Raw genomic sequence first — 20450 nt, forward strand, 5'->3', positions numbered from 1 at the left:
CTTTACTGGCGTACTTGGAGAGATTTGAATGCTCAATCTACGGATAAGCAGGTTTTGTTCTGTTGAGCCGCTTGCTGTCCCCGGTATGCCCCTGAGTAGATCAGAATAGGTTGAAATTGATTGGACTGAATTGGACTGGCTACTGATGGAAGGTTGATTTAATTGTCTGAAATGATTATAGTAATACAAGTTAAGTTGATATAGCTGATATTTTCGAATCCCGTTTCCCGCTCAATCTAACAACAAGTAATCATTATGGATTCCTTTTTTTTGCCCCGACTTTCGCAATTCCGCCTCTACGAAGCCTGCAACTACGCATAAGAACCTGAAATGGCGGGCGAATCTTACGATATCAACAGAGAATCTTGTCAGAATGGACAGTTTAAAAAAACAAATTATCGAAGCCAATATCGAAGAGGGCATTCCCTTTGCCGGAGGCTCTGCACAGTTCATGTATTTTGAGCTTGATGATGTATTGGCAAACAGGCTAAATAGACAGCAGGAAGTTCCTCACCGCCACTCATACCAAGAAATAATTTGGATCAGGGTAGGGGCTGTGAAGCATTTACTCGATGATAATCTTGTCGAGCACTCAGCGCAGACGATACTCATCATCCCCAAAGGACGTATTCATAGCCTGATACCGACACCCGACTGTCGGGGGGTTGCCATTAGGTTTACCGAAGAGTTCCTGGCGACCCCTTCTCATCTCCTGTTTTCCCAATTTATCGGTCACACTGCTCTACAATTGAATAACCAACAGGCGGCCGGGATCTCGGCATATTGCTCCCTATTGGCCTGCGAATGCCACCACGCTGACCCCTTTAACCTCCATGCTGCTAGATACCTGTTGAGTGCGCTAATCGCTAAATTGGAAGAAATCCGCCTCATGTCTGCACAGTTGAAACCTCGAGACGTTAACTTGACCCTTTGCATCTGGAACCGATTCAATACCATCCTCGAACAAAAATTCAAGGTTGAGCACGCCGTCAGCTTCTATGCCTCGGAATTGGGGATATCCCCACGCAAACTGGGCGAGGTTGTGAAACTCTATGCCGGTAAGCACGCATCGACAGCCATCGATGATCGCCTGATTGTTGAAGCAAAACGCCTGATCCTCTTCTCCAATCTCACCATTAAAGAAATCGCCTTTAACCTCGGATTCGAGGAACATTCCTATTTCTCAAAAGTTTTCAAGAAAGTCGCTGGCGCCACCCCATCTGATTTCAAACAAAGACATCTTCTTGCATAAAATTACCAGCATTTTACCCGTATCTATTACCACTCTCTTCGTAAAATAGGGTACATTTTGACGGTAACCGGATTGAATTTATCCTGTTTGGCGTGTTTTTGCCATGTACCCCGGTTTATCGCTTAAAACTCTTCCTGAGTAGAACCATTCTCCCGCTTTCAAGCGGGAGGTGACTTGTTTTGACTTATGGTTGTTGCCGCTTCACGGTATCCATATTTTGGGCGGTGCCCCGTGAAAGTAAAATCCAGTTGTCGCAACTGCTCAAACTGGAAAGCGAACAGCAGGCTGGTTGCGGTTAGCTGCAAATTAGTTCTGCATCAGGTAAGAATTTATTTGGTGCATCTAATAACTGTCTGAAACGAAAAGGAGAACACTATGAAGAAGTATGTCTGCACTGTTTGCGGCTATGCCCATGAAGGAGACGCACCACCTGCTGAATGCCCACAATGCAAGGCTCCGGCGGACAAATTTATCCTTAAGGATGAAAGCGCCCTTGGCTGGGCTGATGAACACAAAATCGGTGTGGCTCAAGGTGTTGACCAGGAGATCGTCGATGGTCTCAAAAGGAACTTCACAGGGGAATGCACCGAAGTTGGCATGTACCTGGCCATGAGCCGCCAGGCAGATCGCGAAGGTTATCCCGAAGTAGCTGAAGCCTACAAGAGAATTGCCTTCGAGGAAGCTGAACATGCTGCCAAGTTTGCCGAGTTGCTGGGCGAAGTTTTGAAAGCCGACACCAAGACCAACCTTGCGATGCGTGTCGAAGCTGAAAACGGAGCCTGCAAAGGCAAAAAAGAACTGGCAACTAAAGCAAAACAACTCAATTACGATGCCATTCATGACACCGTTCACGAAATGTGCAAGGACGAAGCCCGCCACGGCCAGGTCTTTACCGGACTGCTAAAGCGCTACTTCTAAATAATTCAATTACATCAAGTGAAGTAACACCACATTAAAAGGAGAAACACCATGAGCCAAGCAAACACAATTGGACCGATCGCAATCGAACTGGAACCAGGCACTTACTATCGCTGCATGTGTGGAAAATCAGCAAAGGCCCCCTTCTGTGATGGTTCCCATGTGGGGACTGGCAAGACGCCGGTTGCTTTCGAGGTCAAGGAAAAGAAAGAGGTGCACCTTTGTCAGTGTTTCAAAACTGGTAATGCCCCATTCTGCGACGGTAGTCACGCAAAGTAATCGTGGAAAATCTCTGGCACCGACTAAGCATATAAGAACAAGGGTAGCCTGGTGCGGAACGTATTCAACACAATAGCAATGCGACGAACAGCCACCCGGTGCTACTGAACCGGGTGGCTGCGCACACCCTTTATTTCTTCTAAAGGGCACCTTCCTCTGGAATGAAGCTATTCCACATTCTGAAATTATTTGATTTATGTGAGGTAAAAGCATGATCGTGAACGACTTTTCGATCACTATTGCCACTGTCAACGGCTCCGGCAGCCAAACCGCCAACAACACGTTGATTCGCGCCATCCATAAAATGGGTGTCCCGGTCAGCGGTAAAAATATCTTCCCCTCCAATATTCAGGGGCTCCCCACGTGGTTCACCATTCGCGTGAGCAAAGATGGGTACATTGCCCGGCGCGAACAGGCCGAGATATTAGTGGCAATGAACAGGGTGTCGATCCTGGAAGACATCCAGAACCTGGCATCAGGCGGCACCTGTCTCTGCCCGATCGACGATCAACCCCCGATCAAACGCGATGATGTGACCTTTTATCCGATGCCGGTGGATGAACTGGTCAAACAGTCCGGAGCGGAGAGCAAACTGAAGCCATACGTCGCCAACATGGTCTACGTCGGCACGCTGGCCTATCTGCTGAATATCGACCTCAAAGAGATCGAAGCCGCGTTGTCGTATAACTTCAGTGGTAAGGAAAAAGCGATCACACTGAACTACGCCACGGTTAAAGCAGCGTATGATTGGGCAAAGGTAAACCTTACCAAAAACGATCCGTTTCGCGTCGAGCGGATGAGCAAAACCGACGGGACGTTCCTGATCGATGGCAACAGCGCCGCTGCGCTCGGCGCGATTTTCGGCGGTGTACAATTCGTTGCCTGGTATCCGATCACGCCGTCGACGTCAATTGTGGATAATCTGAGTGAGTATCTCCCCAAGCTTCGACGAGATGCCGACGGCAAAGCCACATACTCGATCGTGCAGGCGGAAGATGAACTGGCGGTTATCGGCATGGTGGTGGGAGCGGGGTGGGCCGGAGCACGGTCGATGACAGCAACTTCAGGACCAGGGCTGTCGCTGATGAGCGAATTTGCGGGCTACTCATACTTTGCTGAAATACCCGCCGTTATTTGGGACGTCCAGCGTATGGGGCCATGCACCGGGTTGCCGACGCGCGTAGCGCAAGACGATATTTTGGCTGCATACACACTTGGTCATGGCGATGGCAGGCACGTCTGTCTGATCCCTTCATCGATCACCGAATGTTTTGAGTTTGGCGGCACCGCACTTGATCTTGCCGAACGACTGCAAACGCTCGTGATCGTGTTGAGCGACCTGGATCTCGGTTTGAACCTCTGGCCGACGAGCCCCTTCAAGTTTCCCGCCAAACCGCTCGATCGCGGCAAGGTCCTGTCGGCCGAAGATCTCATCCGTTTGCAGGGAGAATGGAAGCGTTACGCCGATGTCGATGGAGATGGCATCTGCTACCGAACCCTGCCCGGCACAAATCATCCAGCGGCGGCGTATTTCACACGCGGTACCGGTCATAATGAAGCCGCAGCGTACAGCGAACGCCCCGAAGAGTGGTCGGCCAATCTGACTCGCCTGGCGAGAAAACACGATTACGCGCGCACGATCATGCCTGCGCCGATTGTCGATCTGGTCGATGGCGCGGAAATCGGGCTCATCTCGTATGGCACCAACGATCCTGCCATCCGAGAGGCACGCGATCTCTTGAATGCGGTCGGAGTCTCGTCATCATACCTGCGGCTGCGAGCGCTGCCCTTGGAGAACCGGCTGGTGGAATTCGTCAAGAAGCATAGGCGTGTGTACGTCATTGAAAATAATCTTGATGGGCAGATGCATTCGCTGGTTCAACTCCATACCCCTGCGGATGCTGATCGCATCGTTTCCATCTCCAAATGTGACGGCCTCCCCTTGACTGCGCGATGGATCAGTGAAGCCATTTTGACGCAAGAGGCAAAGGAAAAACTATGACTACTAATGCTAACGTCAACCGCCTTGGTTTGAGCAAAGCCGATTACAACGGTTTGCCTTCAACGCTCTGCAACGGCTGTGGCCACTACTCGATCGCCAACGTGATCATCGGCGCCGCATACGACCTCTCACTTGATCCGACGCGCATCGCCAAATTCAGCGGCATCGGCTGTTCGAGCAAAAGCCCGACATACTTCCTCGGTAAATCTCACAGCATCAACGGTCTGCATGGGCGCATGCCATCACTCGCCACTGGCGCCACGACCGTCAACAAGGATCTGGTGGCCATCGGCGTCAGCGGCGATGGCGACACCGGGTCGATCGGTTTTGGGCAATTCAAGCATTTACTACGCCGCAATGTCGATATGGTCTACATCATCGAGAACAACGGTGTCTACGGTTTAACCAAAGGTCAGCTTTCCGCGACAGCCGATTTGGGCCAGAAGATAAAACATGGCGGATTGAACGAAACGCCGCCGCTCGATCTCTGTCTTGAAGCGATCATTGCCGGTTGCGGTTTTGTGGCCCGATCATTTGCCGGCGATTCCAAGCAACTGCAGACACTGCTCAAGGCGGCGTTCTCTCATCATGGCACGGCGGTACTGAACGTCCTCAGTCCGTGTGTCAGCTTTAACAACGGCGAAGCCTCGACCAAAAGTTATATGTGGGGCAGGGAGCACGAGATGCCGCTGCACGACATCAGTTTCATCCCTCTGGAACATGACGAGATCCAAGCTGAATATGAACCTGATGCGATCCACGAAGTAGCGATGCACGATGGATCAATCATCCGTCTGAAAAAAACCGGCCTTGAGTATGATCCAACAGAACGGATGTCTGCAATCAAGTTGTTGGAAGAAGAGAGAGGCGAACAGGTGTTTACCACGGGGTTGCTTTATGTAAACGAAGAGAGGCAAACTCTTGTCGCACAGAACAAACAGGTTGAAATACCATTGGTCCATCTACCGAATGAAAAAATCCGACCGACGCAAGCGGCACTGGATATGATCAATGCCGAATTTATGTAGTGACTGTTTCAACCACAGGTCATCAGATGAAAAAACAAGTTGTAATAGTCGGAATGGAACCCCTCGTAACATGATTTCTACGGCCCACCTCATTACAGGTAAGCTCAAGTTCAACAGGCTATATGCTCAACCCGCTTGAAACGTTGAAGAGCCTTATTGGAGCATCAGAATGAGAAAACAGTTTTTTTTAATAAGCATCATTCTTATTATCAGCCTCACCGTAGCAGCTATAATCCTCCCGTCACCCTATCTTCCGGCCCACTACACCCTTTCAATTATTCTTGGCCTTCTCATTCTTCTCGGAATCTCCGATAGTATTCAAACGAGCCATTCGATCAGGCGAAACTTTCCGCTCATTGGCCGTTTTCGCTATGTGTTCGAATCCGTACGGCCAGAAATCCAGCAGTACTTTATCGAGAAGAACACTGATGGGATGCCCTTCAGCAGGGAGGAGCGGTCAGTCATCTATCAACGATCCAAGGCCGATGTTGACACACTCCCGTTCGGAACACAGCTTGATGTCTACAGTCCCGGTTATGAATGGGTTAAACACTCGATCATTGCCAAACATGTTGACCCGGCAGCGCTCCGGGTGACTATTGGTGGGAGCGATTGCACAAAGCCGTACTCTGCAAGTATCCTCAATATCTCAGCTATGAGCTATGGAGCCCTCAGTAAAAACGCTGTAATCGCGCTAAACGGCGGGGCTAGAGATGGCGGCTTTGCGCAAAACACCGGCGAGGGTTCGCTTACACCGTATCACCTTAGCGAGGGTGGTGATCTGATCTGGCAGATCGGGACAGGCTACTTCGGATGCCGCGACACGGAAGGCTCCTTTGACGCGACGAAATTCGCCGAAAAAGCACGGCTGGATAACGTTAAAATGATAGAGATAAAGATTTCTCAAGGTGCAAAGCCGGGGCATGGCGGCATACTCCCGAAAGAGAAGATAACCCCCGAGATCGCTGCCATCCGTGGTGTTCCGTTTGACCGCGACGTAATCTCGCCGCCAAGTCACTCGGCATTCTCGACCCCAATTGAACTCCTTCAATTCGTTAAACAGCTTCGCGAGCTCTCCGGCGGTAAACCGGTCGGTTTCAAACTCTGTATTGGCATCCATCGTGAGTTCATAGCTATCTGCAAGGCTATGGTAAAAACCGGCATCAAACCTGACTTCATCACAGTAGACGGCGGTGAGGGCGGTACAGGTGCTGCCCCAATGGAATTCAGCAACCATATTGGCGAACCGAGCATTGATGGCCTTGTTTTCGTCCACAACTGTCTGAACGGCTTTGATCTGCGCAAAGAGATACGATTAATATCGAGCGGTAAAATAACAACCGGTTTCGGGCTCGTAAAACGAATCGCCATCGGAGCAGACCTCTGCAATTCGGCCCGTGGGATGATGCTCGCGCTTGGCTGCATCCAGGCGCTCCGGTGCAACACCAATAACTGTCCTACTGGTGTGGCGACCCAAAATCCTAATCTCGTCGCGGGACTTGTCGTATCTGACAAGCGGAAAAGGGTACAGATCTACCATGAGCAAACGCTGAAAAGTGCTGCCGAAATCATCGGTTCTATGGGGCTTCCATCCACGACTGATCTGAAGCCCTATCATGTTGTGGTCCGCATTGGGAACATCGAAAAAAAGACCTACTACGACATCTATAATTACGTCAGCCGAGGGGCCTTTCTGCGTGGCGAGATACCCGAACAGTTCAAGTGCGACTTCGAGAATGCGGCGTCTGATTCGTTTGATCTGATATGTGGATCGGCTCTGAAAGATGATCCGGTATCGGCGTCCAGCTTGACCAACCCCTTAAAGTAAAATCAATAAGATATAAATCAGGTGGGTCTGCCGCAAGCATGGCACCAGCGACGCTACCTATTACAACTGGAAATCAAAGTACGGCGGCATGGTAGCTTCCTATCTTAAACGGATGAAGGAGATGGAAGCCGAACGGAGCTTCTTTCCAAGACCCAGGAGTGTCTAGGAAAATAGGGGAGATTCATGCGTTTCCAAATCAAGCACCTCCCTTACCTTAACCGCCAAGGTTGGCAACGGGAATGGCTTTTGTATGAAGTCTATCCCTTTGTCTAAGACTCCATGCTGGGCAATGATATCGGCGGTATAGCCGGACATAAATAGGCACCGGAGGTTCGGATACATCATTTTGAGATTCTGGGCCAAATCCTTACCGTTCATTTTTGGCATGATAACGTCTGTCATCAGCAGGTCGATACCATTTTTATGCTGATGGGCTACCTGGATCGCTTCGATGGGAGAGCAAACCGGCAGGACATTATATCCTTGATTCATCAAGAGTGCAGTGGTCATCGCAAGGATAGCTGGTTCGTCTTCCACCAATAGGATTGTCTCGTCGCCGCTCGGCAGGAGCATGGCAGCATCCTTCTGAGGAGGCAATGCCTGTGCACCAATGTGCCGAGGGATGCAAATGGTAAATGTGGTACCTTGTTCCGGTTCGCTGTAGACGTTGATGAATCCGTTGTTCTGTTTGACGATGCCGTAGATAGTCGAAAGACCGAGGCCCGTCCCCTCACCGGGAGCCTTGGTTGTGAAAAACGGCTCAAAGATATGTGCCGATGTATCCTTATCCATCCCGCAACCGTTGTCACTGACGGTAATCCAAACATACTCTCCGGGCCCAGCTTCAGAATGATTGATTCTATAAGCATCATCAACGACGATAGTGCCCGTCTCAATGACTATCGTCCCGACGCCATGGATAGCATCACGAGCGTTGACACACAAATTGGCCATGATCTGGTCTACCTGGGAGGGGTCCATCATGACCGGCCACACCTGGGCGCCAGGTTTATAGTTGAGTTGGATGTCTTCACCGATAAGCCGTTGCAACATCTTGAGCATATCGGTTATGGCATCATTCACATTCAGGACCTTTGGTTCGATTGTCTGCTTACGCGCAAAGGCAAGCAGTTGACGGGTCAGGTCCGCAGACCGTTCAGCTGCTGAATTGATCTCCTGCAAATGGTTATAGATGGGTTGACTCGAATCCGTTTCCATAAGCCCGAGTGAGGTATGCCCGATGATGACGCCGAGCATGTTATTAAAGTCATGTGCCACTCCACCGGCCAGACGTCCGACAGACTCCATTCTCTGCGCCTGGTGTAGTTGTTTCTCCAGGTTTATACGCTCATCCTCATACCACTTACGCATCAAAGCAGAACCGATATAGGCGGCTATCCCTTCCAGGTGCTGAATAGATTCCATGGTAAACCGATTCTTACGATGGTCATTACACTGTATCAAGCCGACAATCTTGTCCTTGTACCGGATAGGAACTAGGGCAAAGGACGCATACTTATGATGGATGCATTCGTTGCGTGGGTTATGGCGCGGTTCCTGATCAACCGACAGGTGAAGCAGACAGGATGAATCATTTGTCCAGAAACTGCCGCCAGGCGTGAAGAGTGGATTATCCAGAGGCACCCTGCCGGTGATAACCAGGCCACAGGTGCATACCAAGCAGACGCTACCGTCTTCGTGGCGGCATATTCCTCCCTCCGGGTTATGTTCAATCAGGGAGTTTTCCTTTATAAGCAAGTCCTTGGGGAGTCCCGACTCCACCAGATACGGGTAGTCTTCCCCCTCCTGAAGGCGAATGCCGACCGCATCGTAGTTCATGTCCGTCTTCAATAGGTTGATGACCTGCTCGAGCGAAACCTTAAGGTCATGAGTTTCATTAAGAGCCTGCAAAACTTGTTTGCTTACGTCTCTGCGGATTTCCGCTTGCTTATGTTCGGTTATGTCCTGGTCCATCCCTCGGTAGCCACAAAACCCCCCATTCCCATCGTAGAACGGAACGCCACTGGTCTCCAGCACTACCAACCGACCGTCCTTGTGTTGGTTGGTGTTCTCAAGCCGATGGAATGGTTCCCGTCGAGCGGCTATCGCCCCGAAGATTTCCCTTATGTGGGTGGCCTCCTCTTCGGGCATCAGATCAAAAGGGGTCCTCCCCAGGACTTCTTCTGGGGTGTACCCCAAGAGGCCTTTGACGTGAGCGCTGGCGAAGGTATAGACGGCCTCCGCGTTAACCTCCCAGATCCAGTTGTGGGATGACTCGATCAGTTGCTCATATCGGTCTTCTTTCGCGCGTAGAGCTAGGTGCGTTCTTTCAAAATAGATGAGCACCATCCCCAGTGCGATGGTAGTGGCAAGAACGCCGCCGATGAGGAACCCCCATGGCGCAAACCATTCTATTGGGCGGAGGAACGGATAGTCCGCCTGATGAATGCCCCATAATATAAATAACCACCCTGTTATGCGGCTGGCTACTCCCTTCGATTCAATATTCTTCAGGAGTTGAATCCCGATATGGATGTAGGTGTAGGACAGGAATGCGAATATGGGGATCATTGCTGTCATGATAGGCATGCTCGATGAAATGGAATATATAGTCCATATCGCTATGAGCACCCCGATGAGGTTTTCCTTCCTGCCGGTAGGTCTGCCTATGAAGACCCTTGTCCCTGTCAGGAGTATGATCGCGCTGGCAATTATAAAGAGGTAGTTGATCTCCTTGATGATTCGGCTTGAAGGCCAAAGCTCTGATCCAATGAGAAACAAGTACCTGAAGGTGTGTACTCCCCATGCGTAGGCCCATATCTTCATGAACCTCTCTCTGTAGCTGAAGTAGAGGTATATATTAACCAGCGTCAGGATGAATACTGAGCTAGTCGTTGCTGTGGCCGCTATGATGATCCAAGGCATATTCTCTCCAGCTTATGGGATATTCGTTGTGGTAAAATTAGGCGGTTGCCCATCCTGCAGGCAGTACTTTTGTCTGCTCCTGCACTATCAGTGTGGCCTTTTCCTGCTTATCGGGTAGGGAGCAGCACTTGCGCAGGATGCGCTTCACCAGCACCCAACGTTGGGCACGGACATTCTCGCGCATGGTATCGGCCAGCTCTGGGGCTATGGTTTTGAGGATGTCATCGCCTATGAGCTTGACTGCACGGTCATTTATCTCAAGGGCGTCGTAAAAAGCCTGCTCGTCCCTATTCTGTCTCTGTCTTCAATGGATATGGTTGCATACCGTAGTAAATGGTCAAATCGTCGCACTTGTGACTTATTGCAATTGAGGTAGCGGGATGTCCCTCTCACACGGTCTTCTGACTCGTGGGCTCGAAAATGCTCTTCAGCATCTCCTGCAAGCGGGCAGGGCTGTAAGGCTTACTAATGATCCCGGCCACCTCTTCCGGGGGAATTTTTGAGCCAATATCCATGTCACCAAAACCGCTTGAAATAATAATTGGCAGGTCAGGTTGCAATTTTTTCAACTCAAAAAATAATTCATAGCCATTCATGATCGGCATGCCGATATCTGTCATGACCAGGTCTATAGTAGCAGGATTTCGCCGGTACAACTCCAGCGCTTCCTTGCCATTAACCGCCTCTATTACGGTAAAGCCAAATTGGTTCAGGATCTTTTTTGCGATCAAACGCACCTGGTCTTCGTCTTCCACCAGCAGTATAGTGCTACTGCCACGCCACGATGCCGGGGTGATGTGACGGATGGATTCGATTGTAGAATCTTTGTCCTGAGCCGGTAAGTAAACCTTGAAGATAGTTCCATTGCCTGGTTGGCTGAATAGTTGTAATGCCCCGTCGTGTCCCGTGATGATACCGAGGGTTGCCGACAGCCCGAGGCCACGCCCCGTAAACTTGGTGGTAAAGAACGGTTCAAATATTTTATGCTGGGTCTCTTCATTCATTCCGCAGCCGTTGTCGGTAACCTCCAGACAGGCGTAAGTCCCAACAGGGATCACCCGGCCGAGATGATCCTTTTCCGGTTGATCCGCATCGACCGAGGTTTTTGTTAACATGACGTCGATCTCTCCTTGCGCCTCACCAATTGCCTCGGTGGCATTGGTGAGAAGATTCAAAAGTATCTGCCGTATCTGGCTGGCATCACCATGAATGAGCGGGATATTTGGCGAGATGATCGCTTTTATAACAATATTCTTGTGTCCGGTTGACGCCATTAATCCTACCATGTCATCCACCAGTGACCTGATCTCGATTTGTGTCTTGGCAACCTGGGTGTGCCCGGCGTAATCCAGCATCTGGCGGCACAATGCCGCAGCACGTTCCGTGGCTTTTTCTATGGCATCAAGATTATTAGTAAACTTTTCAGGCGACATCTTTGCCAAGGAACAGTTTCCCATGATGATTGCCAGAAGGTTGTTGAAGTCATGGGCAATGCCGCCAGCCAGCACGCCGAGGCTTTCTAGCCTCTGGGTTTCCTGGTATTGCTGCTCGAAGGCTTTTCTTTCTGCCTCCTCCTGCCTGTGCCGGGTGATGTCCTCCATCAGGCAGATGCTTCCCTTGGACAGGTCTGCCGGTTCGATAGCCGTGCTGACGTATCTGACCAGAATGTGAGATCCATCTTTTTTTATAAATTCCTGTTCGGTCTGGAACGTTAATCCTTGGACATGCAGCTCAAAAGCTTCCTGGACAAGTTTATCGAACGCTTCTTGTGACTGGAACAGTTTCCTCGTTGTTCCCGCCACCAATTCCTTTTTTGAATAGTCAAACATTTCGCTCAGCTTGCGGTTACTCCACGCGATGTTTTTGTCCATTATCTTGGCAATGCCAACAGGGGCGTTTTCCAGAATGATACTGACCTCATGCGTTATAGTGGTCAGCTCGCTGGTTCGTTCCGCGACATGCTGTTCGAGTGATTCATTGATCTGCTGAATCTCATAAAACTGCGTCGCCAGAGAATCAGACGTTTCCCTGAAATTACTGATCAGATTCATCACCTCGAAAATCCCGCTTTCCGGCCAATCGATTTTTGCGTTAGTTGCCACTTTGCTTGGAAGGTCACGGGATACGTTCAGGAGTTTTTTATGAGTGGAAATCAGTTGTCGGCTCAAAAGCTCCGCCAGCACCAACGCTACGACCATGATACCGAACATCATGGTGAACTTGACGGTGTAGTTATCGAAGAGTTTCTTTTGAAACGGCGCCACCGGCTGTTCCAGGACCAGTTTCCATTCAGCGAGGCCACCTATGGTTGTTTCTGCAACATAAAATGATTTCTTCCAGCGTTCAGAAGCGGGAGTCGTGGGAGGCAATTGGGGAATCCATTGACTTACCTGGTCATTAAGACGCTTCATCACGCCTTTGTTGCGTACAAAGTGCGTCATGACCCTTTGGTCGGTGCGATTCGTCATGATTACGTTGCCGTTTTTATCGATCAAGGTGTAGTGGATGTCGTTACCATCATTTTTGATCAGTATTTCATTAACTTTCTCTAGGTTGAGGATACTGGTAATGCAGCCGCCATATTCCCCATGTGTGATTACCGGCGCAAGCATCGCAACAAACGGTTTGTGTTTACCGACCCTGCCCATGACAACTTCAGAAAGCATCGGTTTACGTTCGTTTTTTAGTATAGGGTAGTAGGGGCGATCGGCATAATTTTTGCCGATATTCTTCTGCCCCAGTTCGTCGATCAGGGGAAAGTAGGCGACAATTGTGGCCGCTTTATCCTGCAACCCGATACGCAAAAAACAAGAATTCGACTTCGTTGCCTGCTCAAGATGTGATTGCATCTGCTGGGGAGTTTGCAAAGCTGCCAACTCCGCAAGATAGACCGTGGCTGTTTTTTGGTCTGATACCCAGGATTCCAGAAATCGGGCATCATGCTGTATCATCTGCGTTAGCGTAGTGCGAATGTTGTGGTCGATTTCGTTAAAATCGGTTCTACTGTTGGTCATTAATATGGTTAGGGCGGGAAACAATACGAAAAAACTCAGTAGGTTATAGATAATCTCACGATACGAGGTGATTGACGAGCGGGTGAGTAGGGCATATCCGGTAAAGATCAGTCGGGCGGCCAGGGCATTGGTAATGCCGTTCATCGCCTGTTTGGCCATGGTGATAGAAAGATTTGAAAGAGGGGTATGCATGACAACACGGTAAAAAAGGTAGATCAGCGGCATGCCGATGATGAGCCAGTAGAGCATATCGGCGATTACCATCCCCATTCTGCGGCGGTTGAACAACCAGCCGACCACGGCCACCTCTGCGGTCATGATGATGATGGCATATGGGTGGTTCCAGAGGATGTAGGTGTAACTGCTAATTATGGCGGCCGCCACGATTCCCCGGCCAATCCCGAAGAACTGCAAGGCCAGCATGGCAAAGACGCTTCCGAACAGGAAATCGATGTTCAGGAAGATTGGGTACTTGAAGTAGTCGCCTGCCAGACCGGCTACGATCAGAGCGAGAAAAAAGGGAATGCTGTATCTGGCAGGCATGCTGGGGGGCGCGGAGGATGTGGAGGATGTGGAGGGCATGGTGTCACCTGTAATAGAAGCATGTCAAATAGTGTACGTTTGATTGATAAAGCAGACTATAATTTACTGTCCAGCACCACGCGCACTATGACCGCCAGACTGGTTAAAGCGAATGGTTTCTAAATAAAAGGCGCACCATCATCTAAGTATGCCTTACTGGGTGATGACATTGGCAGGGTATCCCGATATGAACAGGCCTTTCAAATAGAGACAGATTTAGTGTAATTGGCCGGACAACTCCTTGCTGTGCATCTCCGGCATGATCACATCAGTTATCAGCAGGTTGGGCCTGCCCGGTATCGGCTCCGGGCGCGAGTGAAGCTGACAGTTCGCTTTCCGATCAGTTTGCGTTCAAGCTCGGCAAGCGCTCCAAACCGGTGGAAGGCCGATAGCCCGCCCGCCGGAGTGGTGTCGATGTTCTCATCCAGGTTTTAAAGTTCTTCCGCCAATTGGATGGTGTGTTTCAGAGAGCGGCCAAGGCGCCAAATCACCAGCATATCGCCAGTGCGAAGACGTTAAAAACGGCAGCCATCCCCAGACGTTCAGAAGCGGCGCCGCTCAGATGGGTGTTTTTTCTACGAGGCATCATTTTGTAGATGGAGATTCTGGCCGTCGGTTGAGAGTCTGGCGTAGCTGATGAGCATGGGTGCTCCGATGCGTGCATAAGCAAACTTAAAATATTATAACTGAAAATTGTTAATTGGAAAGTTTTTTCGGATAAAAAACGATAAAAGTTGAACCTTCCCGGTCGTGCCGCCCCATGTGGAACTAAATCATGACGCCCATGGGAAAGGATATCGCCCGCAAGAACGAGCCGTTGGCCGACTGGATAGAGATCAATCTGCCGGAGATCAAGACGGTGCAGCAGAACAGTTGACTCGTTGTTGTAGTAAAAAGCTGCTCTAGGGTTAATAGGTAATACCCCCTAAACGCCATAGGTAAAATTTTATTTAATCCCGGCATGTCTCCCGATTGCAGCAAGCCGATGATACATATATAGTTGTTTCAGGAAATAATAGACGCTAACTTTTCGTGGGGGGCAAATGGATCGGCAGACAGACAAGCTTACCTATCAGCAGCTTACTCGGGAACTTGCTGACACTCGTTTGAGGCTTGCTGCTCTGACTCAGGATTTTTCCAGGCTCAACGCTGCATATAAAGAGCTGATGGCGATTGAGGAACGCTACCGCCTGATGTTCGAAAATGTACCGCTTGGGTACATGTCGATGGACAAAAATGCCAGGTTGATCGACGCCAACCAAGCATTTGCCGATTTTTTCGGTTATGCAATTGATGAAATTATTGGCAAGCGGTTTGCAGACCTGCTGGTCGAGGGGGTTGAGTACCACCTTAATGTCACATTTCCAGAATATGTAAGAACGGGCAAATCGAAAGACCTGGTATGGAAGGTACGTAAAAAAGATGGGAGTGTGGCTACCATCGTGACGAACGGCAATGCCAGATATGATGAGAATGGTGATTTCATTCAAACCCATTGCATGATCCTGGACGTAACCGAACACCGTAAAGCTGAAGAGGCATTGCACAAATCCGAGCGGGAAAAAGCACTTATTCTGGGGACCATGTCGGAACGTGTCATCTATCATGATGAACATTGCAGAATTGTCTGGGCTAACCATATCGCAGCGGAATCGGCTGGCATGCCTCTTGAGCAGCTCTCCGGGAAACTCTGCTATGAGGTTTATCATGGACGCAAAACTCCCTGCGAAGATTGCCCCGCCATGATGGTCTATAAAACACAGAAACCACGCACCGGAGAAGTTCACGTCCATGGAAAGGTACTTGAGGTTGTGGCCAATCCGGTTTTTGATAAGGATAACCACTTTATCGGCATGGTTCAGATATCGAACGATATAACTGAACGGAAGCAATTGGAACGCGAGCTGCTGGATATAAGCAGCAGGGAGCGCAAACGTATCGGTCACGACCTGCATGACGGCGTGGGGCAACAACTGACCGGCATCTCCTTCCTTGCGACGGCGCTACGAAAGCAATTGTCGGCCATCACCCCCGATGCGGCCGAAACGGCGGACCGCATTGTCGAGTCGACCGAGAAGGCAAAGAAGCTGATGCGCTCCATCCTGAATGGTCTGTGCCTGGTAGCTGCGGAACCGCAGGGGCTCATGGAGGCGCTGGCAACATTGGCTTCCGGCGTATCGAAGTTATATCGGGTCGATTGTACCTTCAGCTGCGAGAAACCGGTGCTGATCGACGATATCGCAGACTCGACCCACCTCTTTTATATTGCTCATGAAGCGGTCTCCAACGCGGTCAAGCACAGTGGCTGTTCACGCATACGCATAAGCCTCGACTGTCCCAGGGGCGCGGGCCGCTTGACCGTACGGGACAACGGAGCAGGTCTTGCACCGTCTCAATCGACTAACAATGGGATGGGGCTGCGAATCATGCGCTATCGGGCCGTTATCATTGGCGCCACCTTTGAGGTGAAAGGACAGCCGGGCAAAGGGACCTCTATTGTTTGCAAAATCCCCTCATCAAAAATCTGCACAAAGGAACACTGACAATGTCGGCTCCGCTCGTTTACAAGATATTCGTCGTTGATGATCACGCCATAGTGCGTGAGGGACTCATCAAGCTGATTGACCAGGAACCTGATTTGACGGTGTGCGGGGCGGCTGTCGATGCTCCTGATGCACTGAAGCAACTTTCTGAAGTGCAGCCGGACCTGGCGGTTGTCGACATAACCCTGGCCTCTACCAGTGGCCTTGATCTCGTCAAGGGGATGAAGCTGCGTTACCCGGGGATGCCGGTGCTGGTTTTTTCAATGCATGATGAGACGATCTATGCCGAACGCGCCCTTCGCGCCGGAGCTGCAGGCTATATAATGAAAAGCGAAGCTCCTGAGGTAGTGATCAGCGGCATTCGCAAGACCCTGTTGGGCAAGGTTTACCTGAGTGAGAGGATGACCGAAAGGCTCCTGTATAAGGCAATCCACAAGCAAGACAATGAATGCCAGGATACCATCAGGTCGTTATCGGACCGGGAATTCCAGGTGTTTCAACTGATCGGCAAAGGGGTCGCAAGCCGGCAGATTGCCAAGCAGCTTAACCTCAGTGTAAAGACCATTGATGCCTTCCGGGAGAATATCAAGCACAAGCTGGGCCTGAAAAGCGCTTCTGAACTGGTTCAATATGCAATAGAGTGTGTCCACTCTCGCCATGAGGCACCCTGATATTCCTCAGCCGCCTGGTGGCTACATGCGCCCCGCCAGATAGGTAACGCCACCTATAATCACCGAATATTTCTACCTGCCGTCCCACCCCTCTTTTTTGTATACCAACGGTAAAAGACCTTAAAAAATACCGTAACCCCCCCGATAGCAGTCCGATACGCCCCCCGATATACTCAAATCAAAGATGGTGGGTGGTGACGGACACCCAACACCAAATTTGCTTGATGCCAAACGCCATGTGCCGAAGCACTGACGAAAGCATACAACCCAAAGGAGGTAGTTCATGAAGAAAACGGTAGCGGTAGGGGTAATCATGGCAATGGCCGTGCTGTCTGCAAGTATCAGCCTGTATGCCGGTGACAAGAAGATGTCCCTAGCCGACAAACACAAATCAGAAGGCGTGGCGTGCGTTTCATGTCACGGAAAAGACGTAAATGAGATCGTGCCTAACCAGAACTGTCTGGCATGTCACGAGTCCTTCGAGAAGATTGCCGAACGGACCAAGGATATGCCCATCAACCCGCATAAGAGTGCCCACTTCATCGATTTGGAATGTTCCACATGTCACGATGGGCACAAGGATGGCACGGTTTTCTGCCAATCCTGCCACGGGCCGATTACGCGGCACAAGTAAGCAAGATTCTCAAAACCAATATAAGGAGGAAAACTACTAATGGGAAAATGTTCAAAACTAGTGCGGATCGCACTGATCATTGTGACCGTTGCTTTCTCTGGCAGCGTATATGCTGCGGATAAAACCATAAACACCGACATTGTGGTAGTAGGCGGAGGGTCCACCGGTTTGACTGCTGCAGTGGCAGCAGCTGAAGGCGGCGCAAAAGTAATGGTCTTTGAGAAGAACCCCTATCTGGGAGGCAGTTCCAACTTTGCAGAAGGTTTGTTTGCTGTGGAATCGGAGCTTCAGCGAGCAAAATCCTACGGACTCACCAAGGACGAAGCGTTCAAGCACATTATGGAGTTCGGGCACTACAAAAATGATGCAACGCTTATCAGGCAATTCGTAAATGATTCCGCCGATAACATCGCGTGGCTTCAGAAACAGGGGATTGAGTTCGAAGTAGTGGAGATTTCGCCAACTGAGCCGGTAGTCTGGCATCTTATCAAACAACGAGGTCATATTGTTCATGGGTCGGCCCTTGTGACTGCCCTGCAGCTGAAAGCCAAAGAACTGGGAGTTGACTTCAGGCTCAGAACCCCGGTGAAAAAATTGATTTATTCCGGTAACAAAGTAACTGGTGTTCAGGCTGTTGACCACAAAGGCAATACAATTACCGTCAACGCCAAAGCGGTAATAATCGGTACGGGCGGCTTCGGCAACAGCAAAGAGAAAATCAAGCAGTGGACCAAGTTCGATCCTGAAGCCTTCAGGCCGATCCTGCCGCTCAACAAGACTGGCGACGGCATTGAGATGGCAAAGGCTGTCGGGGCTGACCACGAAGGGGAAAACCTGATGCTGCATCCCGGCACCGAGGGCAAGGGGATCATCCCCCTCGGCGGTATTTTCTGCATGACATGGCAACCTAATACCATGTGGGTAAATAAGCATGGTGAACGTTTCGTGGATGAGGGAATTGCCTTTAGTTTCGCACAAGCTGGCAATGCAATCGGCAGACAGAGCGGGCACTATGCCTGGGCGATCTTCGATGATGCAACCGTTGATCACGTTACGGACAAAGGAATTGACAATGGGGTCGGCGTCATTGTTCCTGTCACGACAAAGCTAAAAAGTATGCGGACAGAGATCAAGAATGCTGTTGCTGCAAATAGTGAAAGCTTCAAAGCTGCCGATTCAATCGAAGAACTTGCTGCACAGATAGGCGTACCTGCGGATTCCCTCAAAAAAACATACAATAATTACAATAACTACGCAACAATCCACTACGACGAACAGTTTGCAAAAGAGCATCGTTTAATGAAACCCCTCAACAATGGCAGGCTCTATGCCGTTAAGCTGATGCCTTATCATTTTACATCCGTTGGCGGTATCCGCGTTAACAATAACATGGCCGTACTCGACAAAGACGACAGGCCGATTGAAGGTCTGTATGCAGGCGGTAATGATGTTGGTGGCTTGTATAGTGATACCTACACATTGTGGGCTTCTGGTCATGCATATGGCTGGGCTACCTATTCGGGCAGGATGGCAGGTTTGAGTGCACTGAAAGCCATTAAGTAGCAGGGCGGAGGGACGGAGTCGGCAACTCTGTCCCTTTAATAAAAATAGATTATATCGACAAGGAGAATCTCGATGAACATAAAGGCAGTTTCACTGAAATACCTTGCTTGTCTCACATTATGCGTCTGCACAGCACTCTCTGTTGTAAATGCCGAAGCCACAGAGGGCGGCGGTGGAGCCTATCCGAATGGGGCAGAGGGGGTTATGGGAGGCGCGCTGCCTCCTCCGGGGCTCTATTACCTTAACTATCTAACCCTCTATACGGCCGACCATATGAATGACAAAGCTGGCAACAAAGTTCCGGTTGATTTCCATCTCAACGCGGTAGCCAACGTCTCCCGCCTCGTGTATATGACCGACAAGCAATTCCTGGGTGCCAACGTGGGGATGTATGCGCTTGTTCCGCTAGCCAATGTCAGCGTGACAGTAAATGGTGCCGGGAGCACGAAAAGCGGCTTGGGCGACATATCATTTGCTCCTGCCGTTCTTGCCTGGCATTCAAAAAACTGGCATGCCGCAACCGCAGTTGAATTTACTGCCCCGACCGGGCAGTACGACAAGAACAGAAATGCAAATCTCGGTAGAAACTACTGGACGATTGAGCCAATTGTGACCGGCACCCTGCTGACCGACAATGGTATCGAATTGTCCGGTAAGTTTATGTACGACTTTAATACCGAAAACACAGCAACCGATTATACCTCCGGTCAGGAGTTTCATTTCGACTATGCAACCACCTATCACAGGGGGCCGTGGACAATGGGCGCAACTGGTTACTTCTACAAACAGGTTTCGAATGACCATGGCGGTACAGCAATAGCCAATGATGGGAACAGGGGGCAGGTCTTTGCCGCTGGTCCCACCATCAAATATGACTACAAAAATATGAGCTTGGAAGCTAAGTACCAAAAAGAGATGCTTGTGGAAAATAGACCGGAAGGCGACAAGTACTGGCTGAAACTGATCTGGGCCTTCTAAGCTGCATCAAGGCTAATAACAATAAGCCTCCTTCATGTTATCGGGGGGAGTAATCCCCCCACTTTTTAGACTGATTCGGAAAGAGTGGCGACCATGGCACGCTCATTAGTAGCTTTGTGCGGCGATGATTTCGAGTCGTGCCCCATATATCGCCAAAGGAACGAATAAAAAAGCGCATTGCAAGAAAAGGAACGAAGACCATGAAGACCCGTAACCTGTTCCGGGGCCTGTTC

At 50.2% G+C, this 20450-nt stretch carries 13 protein-coding genes and 2 pseudogenes; 12 read left to right on the plus strand and 3 right to left on the minus strand.

Features of this window, described 5'->3' with window-relative positions:
- The first annotated feature begins 373 nt into the window (after positions 1–373).
- The 7 genes and pseudogenes from ET418_RS17805 to ET418_RS17835 all read left to right on the plus strand — a co-directional run.
- A complete protein-coding gene (locus ET418_RS17805) occupies positions 374–1252 on the plus strand; it encodes a helix-turn-helix domain-containing protein (RefSeq protein ID WP_149309978.1) in 879 nt (292 codons plus the stop codon).
- A 375-nt stretch (positions 1253–1627) separates the two neighbouring features.
- Positions 1628–2170 (plus strand): NADH peroxidase, encoded by a 543-nt coding sequence (locus tag ET418_RS17810; RefSeq protein WP_149309980.1) that lies wholly within the window; start codon positions 1628–1630, stop codon positions 2168–2170.
- 51 nt (positions 2171–2221) lie between these two features.
- Positions 2222–2449, plus strand: coding sequence for a CDGSH iron-sulfur domain-containing protein (locus ET418_RS17815; protein WP_149309981.1), 228 nt, complete (start codon positions 2222–2224; stop codon positions 2447–2449).
- 211 nt (positions 2450–2660) lie between these two features.
- Positions 2661–4451: a 2-oxoacid:acceptor oxidoreductase subunit alpha gene (locus ET418_RS17820; protein ID WP_149309983.1), complete on the plus strand. Its 1791-nt coding sequence runs from the start codon at positions 2661–2663 to the stop codon at positions 4449–4451.
- Positions 4448–5479 (plus strand): 2-oxoacid:ferredoxin oxidoreductase subunit beta, encoded by a 1032-nt coding sequence (locus ET418_RS17825; protein WP_149309985.1) that lies wholly within the window; start codon positions 4448–4450, stop codon positions 5477–5479. The genes ET418_RS17820 and ET418_RS17825 overlap by 4 nt, the downstream gene beginning before the upstream one ends.
- A 169-nt stretch (positions 5480–5648) precedes the next feature.
- On the plus strand, positions 5649–7307 hold the full coding sequence (locus ET418_RS17830; RefSeq protein WP_149309987.1) for an FMN-binding glutamate synthase family protein: 1659 nt from the start codon (positions 5649–5651) through the stop codon (positions 7305–7307).
- Positions 7308–7332: 25 nt separating this feature from the next.
- Positions 7333–7446 (plus strand): annotated as a pseudogene (locus ET418_RS17835) (transposase); the annotation flags it as partial.
- 23 nt (positions 7447–7469) lie between these two features.
- On the opposite strand, the gene ET418_RS17840 reads toward ET418_RS17835, so the two are convergent.
- From ET418_RS17840 to ET418_RS17850, 3 genes and pseudogenes are all read right to left on the minus strand, one after another.
- Positions 7470–10232 carry a PAS domain S-box protein gene (locus ET418_RS17840; RefSeq protein ID WP_149309989.1) on the minus strand — a complete coding sequence of 921 codons (2763 nt, stop codon included), beginning with the start codon at positions 10230–10232 and terminating at the stop codon, positions 7470–7472.
- A 37-nt stretch (positions 10233–10269) separates the two neighbouring features.
- A pseudogene (locus tag ET418_RS17845) lies at positions 10270–10512 on the minus strand (type I restriction enzyme endonuclease domain-containing protein); the annotation flags it as partial.
- 109 nt (positions 10513–10621) lie between these two features.
- Positions 10622–13828, minus strand: a complete 3207-nt coding sequence (locus tag ET418_RS17850; RefSeq protein ID WP_149309991.1) for a hybrid sensor histidine kinase/response regulator — start codon at positions 13826–13828, stop codon at positions 10622–10624.
- A gap of 1043 nt (positions 13829–14871) precedes the next feature.
- Between ET418_RS17850 and ET418_RS17855 the strand changes: the two genes are divergently transcribed.
- From ET418_RS17855 to ET418_RS17875, 5 genes are all read left to right on the plus strand, one after another.
- Positions 14872–16371, plus strand: coding sequence for a PAS domain-containing sensor histidine kinase (locus ET418_RS17855; protein ID WP_149309993.1), 1500 nt, complete (start codon positions 14872–14874; stop codon positions 16369–16371).
- Positions 16372–16373: 2 nt separating this feature from the next.
- Entirely contained in the window at positions 16374–17042 is a 669-nt protein-coding gene (locus ET418_RS17860; RefSeq protein WP_149309995.1) for a response regulator, read from the plus strand.
- Between the two features lie 283 nt (positions 17043–17325).
- Positions 17326–17676, plus strand: coding sequence for a cytochrome c3 family protein (locus tag ET418_RS17865; RefSeq protein WP_149309996.1), 351 nt, complete (start codon positions 17326–17328; stop codon positions 17674–17676).
- A gap of 39 nt (positions 17677–17715) precedes the next feature.
- Positions 17716–19239, plus strand: coding sequence for an FAD-dependent oxidoreductase (locus ET418_RS17870; RefSeq protein ID WP_149309998.1), 1524 nt, complete (start codon positions 17716–17718; stop codon positions 19237–19239).
- Between the two features lie 72 nt (positions 19240–19311).
- Entirely contained in the window at positions 19312–20217 is a 906-nt protein-coding gene (locus tag ET418_RS17875) for a SphA family protein (RefSeq protein WP_149310000.1), read from the plus strand.
- Positions 20218–20450: the final 233 nt, after the last annotated feature.

This window comes from Oryzomonas rubra (assembly GCF_008369015.1).
Classification (GTDB): Bacteria; Desulfobacterota; Desulfuromonadia; order Geobacterales; family Pseudopelobacteraceae; genus Oryzomonas; species Oryzomonas japonica.

Bases quoted from the DNA above. Each gene is read 5' to 3' on its own strand.
- ET418_RS17870 (WP_149309998.1), top strand. From the start codon at position 17,716: ATGGGAAAATGTTCAAAACTAGTGCGGATCGCACTGATCATTGTGACC.
- ET418_RS17840 (WP_149309989.1), bottom strand. From the start codon at position 10,232: ATGCCTTGGATCATCATAGCGGCCACAGCAACGACTAGCTCAGTATTC.
- ET418_RS17825 (WP_149309985.1), top strand. From the start codon at position 4,448: ATGACTACTAATGCTAACGTCAACCGCCTTGGTTTGAGCAAAGCCGAT.
- ET418_RS17810 (WP_149309980.1), top strand. From the start codon at position 1,628: ATGAAGAAGTATGTCTGCACTGTTTGCGGCTATGCCCATGAAGGAGAC.
- ET418_RS17855 (WP_149309993.1), top strand. From the start codon at position 14,872: ATGGATCGGCAGACAGACAAGCTTACCTATCAGCAGCTTACTCGGGAA.
- ET418_RS17815 (WP_149309981.1), top strand. From the start codon at position 2,222: ATGAGCCAAGCAAACACAATTGGACCGATCGCAATCGAACTGGAACCA.
- ET418_RS17850 (WP_149309991.1), bottom strand. From the start codon at position 13,828: ATGCCCTCCACATCCTCCACATCCTCCGCGCCCCCCAGCATGCCTGCC.
- ET418_RS17865 (WP_149309996.1), top strand. From the start codon at position 17,326: ATGAAGAAAACGGTAGCGGTAGGGGTAATCATGGCAATGGCCGTGCTG.
- ET418_RS17830 (WP_149309987.1), top strand. From the start codon at position 5,649: ATGAGAAAACAGTTTTTTTTAATAAGCATCATTCTTATTATCAGCCTC.
- ET418_RS17875 (WP_149310000.1), top strand. From the start codon at position 19,312: ATGAACATAAAGGCAGTTTCACTGAAATACCTTGCTTGTCTCACATTA.
- ET418_RS17820 (WP_149309983.1), top strand. From the start codon at position 2,661: ATGATCGTGAACGACTTTTCGATCACTATTGCCACTGTCAACGGCTCC.
- ET418_RS17860 (WP_149309995.1), top strand. From the start codon at position 16,374: ATGTCGGCTCCGCTCGTTTACAAGATATTCGTCGTTGATGATCACGCC.
- ET418_RS17805 (WP_149309978.1), top strand. From the start codon at position 374: ATGGACAGTTTAAAAAAACAAATTATCGAAGCCAATATCGAAGAGGGC.